The organism is Corynebacterium sp. HMSC29G08 (assembly GCF_001806875.1).
In the GTDB taxonomy this organism is placed as follows: Bacteria; Actinomycetota; Actinomycetes; order Mycobacteriales; family Mycobacteriaceae; genus Corynebacterium.
In genome coordinates, this window is record NZ_KV786207.1 from 1 (window position 1) to 2694 (window position 2694).

Annotated in this window: 4 protein-coding genes; 3 read left to right on the plus strand and 1 reads right to left on the minus strand. The window is 57.1% G+C overall.

Annotated features, from left to right (window positions below):
• Window positions 1-129: 129 nt before the first annotated feature.
• Both HMPREF3101_RS00295 and HMPREF3101_RS00300 read left to right on the plus strand, forming a co-directional pair.
• A complete protein-coding gene (locus HMPREF3101_RS00295) occupies window positions 130-930 on the plus strand; it encodes a YwiC-like family protein (RefSeq protein ID WP_371327052.1) in 801 nt (266 codons plus the stop codon).
• A gap of 74 nt (window positions 931-1004) precedes the next feature.
• Window positions 1005-1490 carry a hypothetical protein gene (locus tag HMPREF3101_RS00300; RefSeq protein WP_141737297.1) on the plus strand — a complete coding sequence of 162 codons (486 nt, stop codon included), beginning with the start codon at window positions 1005-1007 and terminating at the stop codon, window positions 1488-1490.
• Here the strand turns inward: HMPREF3101_RS00300 and HMPREF3101_RS00305 are convergent.
• Window positions 1487-1705 (minus strand): hypothetical protein, encoded by a 219-nt coding sequence (locus HMPREF3101_RS00305; protein ID WP_070461874.1) that lies wholly within the window; start codon window positions 1703-1705, stop codon window positions 1487-1489. The genes HMPREF3101_RS00300 and HMPREF3101_RS00305 overlap by 4 nt on opposite strands.
• A gap of 98 nt (window positions 1706-1803) precedes the next feature.
• On the opposite strand from HMPREF3101_RS00305, the gene HMPREF3101_RS00310 reads away from it, so the two are divergent.
• Window positions 1804-2694 (plus strand): class I SAM-dependent DNA methyltransferase, encoded by an 891-nt coding sequence (locus HMPREF3101_RS00310; RefSeq protein ID WP_246816576.1) that lies wholly within the window; start codon window positions 1804-1806, stop codon window positions 2692-2694.

Consider the following 2694-nt stretch of genomic DNA (forward strand, 5'->3'; position numbering starts at 1 on the left):
TTTGGGTCGGGGCTTTGTGGTTTTTAGAACGCGATTGGCCTGAAGCGCGCGACGATGCCGGGTGCTTCGAATTGACGGAAAAGACCACGCCAATTGCCCATCACGGATTCGCATCAGTAGGGTGAAAACATGTCGAAGAGCCAGGCGCAGCGTAGCGTGTCGCGCAACCCCCGCACACGCCGACGCTCACCCGGTTGGGTGCCCGACCAACACGGCGCCTGGTTTATGGTCACCGTCCCCGCTATCACCGGCGTCATTCTGGCGCCGTCGTGGACTGCGATTCCCCTGTTGCTGACCTGGTGGCTCGGCTATTTCACGTTTTTCGCCAGCAGCGTCTGGATCCGCTCGCGCTTCCGCGAACGCAACCGGCCCCCGGTCCTGGTCTACGGGTCGCTCGCGGCGGTCGCGGGTGTGACAACGCTGATCTTCGACTGGCGGCTTCTCATGTGGGTCCCGGCGTTCGCACCGTTGGTGGCCATAGCCGTATTCGAGGCATGGAAGCGGCGTCCGAGGTCGCTGTTGTCGGGTGTGTCCACTGTCGTAGCAGCCTGCCTCATCCTGCCGGTGGCCGCCTGGGCCGGGGGAGGCCTGGATGCGGAGGCGTGGGCCGCATTTGCCGTGTACCTGGCGTACTTCGTCGGCACTGTGCCCTACGTGAAGACGCTCATCCGTGAACGCGGCTCCAGACCCTGGTTCATCGGGTCGGTGGGCTATCACGTCGTCGTGCTTGTCGCCGCCGTCGTCGCCGTGCTCGTAACCGGCGGGCATCCGTTCCACCCAGCGATCATCGTCGTGGCCGTCGTGTTGCTTTTGCGGGCGACGCTGATGCCGATCACCGGCGCACGTCGTGAGAAGCCATGGACGCCGAAGGCCGTCGGACTTCTGGACGCAGCCATCACAGTGCTGGTGGTCATCGTTGTGCTGCTCTAAGGCGCCTCATTCGCTGCCTCGTCACTTTGGCTGATTGAGATACAACCCATGGGTTCCGCCGTATGATGTGGTGCATGAACTGCCGGAATGTCCGTATCAACTCCGTCGCAGCGCTTATCCTGAGCCTGTTAGGAGCGGCGTTCTTTGCAATAGGGCGGATTTTGTTTGGGGTGGGCGGATGGCTCGTGTTCTACTCCGTTCCAGCTGGGGTAATCGCCGCACTTGCGCTTCTTGCTTTGTGGTTTATCCCCGTACGCCACGTGAAGGATGGCTCGCAGGCAGGGCCGTATAAGTCCTTCGAGTGGCGTGAGTCTTGGGCCTTCATCGCGGTAACGGTGTTTCTCTTCCTCGCCGGCTTCTTTATGGTCGATACCGGTGACACTGAAGAGAGCGTGAAATCCGTTTTCACCCAGCTTGTAGGCAGACGGGCGTTAGATCTTTCCTCAACATTGTGTTTGCTCTGTGTCCTTGGAGTGATTGTGTCCTACATCGTGGGCGTTGTTGTGGCGGTGAAAGGACGCAAAGGCGAGATACAAGACAGGGGCCAGGATAGGGACTAGGCAAACATTCCTTCACCGACGAAACCGGTCTCACCCACACCAGGTGGGATGAGGTAGGTGCCGGTTTTGGTGGTCTTGAGATATTCAAGAAGCATTTCGTCTCGCGACATGGATCGGTGCACTGTGGCAAACCTGTCCACGGTGCTGGCCGCGGTGTTCAGGTGACCCTTGCCGTCGCTGTTGGTGGTGCTGTCGCTAGCGATACTGCGCTGCAAACCTCCCGCTCGTACGGTGAAACACCAACATTTGTTGCCCGAAAATGAATGTTTTCTGTGGGACAATCAGGCGTCTACAGATTCACAAGGAAGCACCGATGACTGACACCTCAGAGATCCTCGATTCGATCACGCCGAAGCAAACTGCCAAGGTCAACAGCCTCAACGCTGCCATTTGGCAGACTGCAGATGATTACCTGCGGCTGATTGTCCCGGCTGAGAATTACGGTGACTACATCATTCCGTTCACTGTGCTCCGTCGCCTTGAAGGTCGATTGGAGTCGACGAAGAAGGACGTATTAGATCTCGTCCACCGGGAGAACGTGAAGGGAACAGATCCCTCGATTGTGAATCTCAAGATCGAGAACATGTTCAAGCTTCGTTTTTGGAACACGTCTCAGTTGTCTCTCGAACGCCTGGCCACTTCCGACGACACGTTGAAGGAAGGGCTGCTGCAGTATCTCAGGGCGTTCTCTGCAAATATCCAAGAGATTTGGAAAGCGTTTGAGTTCGAGAAACTCATCGACTTCCTTGACCGCAATAATCAACTCTGGAATGTGGTGAACCATTTCGCTTCCATCGACATGTCTGACGAGGCACTTCAGGATCAGACGATGGGCGACATCTTCGAGAACCTGATGTATCGTTCCTTCGCCAGAAAAGCGAAAGATGCCGGTGAGTTCTATACCCCGCGCGACGCGATTCGTCTGATGACGTCCATTCTGTTCACCTCGGACGACAGCGAACTGGAGGAAGACGGCATCATCCGTTCCGTCTACGACCCCACTGCCGGTACGTGCGGCATGCTCATCGCTGCGCGTGATGCGCTCCGGGCTATCAACCCAGGTATTGAGATCGTCGTTGCAGGACAAGAACTCAAGGAATCTTCATTCGCTATGGGCAAGTCTGATCTGCTCATGCAGGGGTTCAAGAACCCAGAAGTGTTGAAGTTCGGTGTTCAGAAGACTGAAATGGTAGCGGTGTGGTGA

What these genes read in the sequence shown, in the direction of transcription:
- HMPREF3101_RS00295 (WP_371327052.1), top strand. Translation starts at nt 130, where the DNA reads ATGTCGAAGAGCCAGGCGCAGCGTAGCGTGTCGCGCAACCCCCGCACA.
- HMPREF3101_RS00300 (WP_141737297.1), top strand. Translation starts at nt 1,005, where the DNA reads ATGAACTGCCGGAATGTCCGTATCAACTCCGTCGCAGCGCTTATCCTG.
- HMPREF3101_RS00310 (WP_246816576.1), top strand. Translation starts at nt 1,804, where the DNA reads ATGACTGACACCTCAGAGATCCTCGATTCGATCACGCCGAAGCAAACT.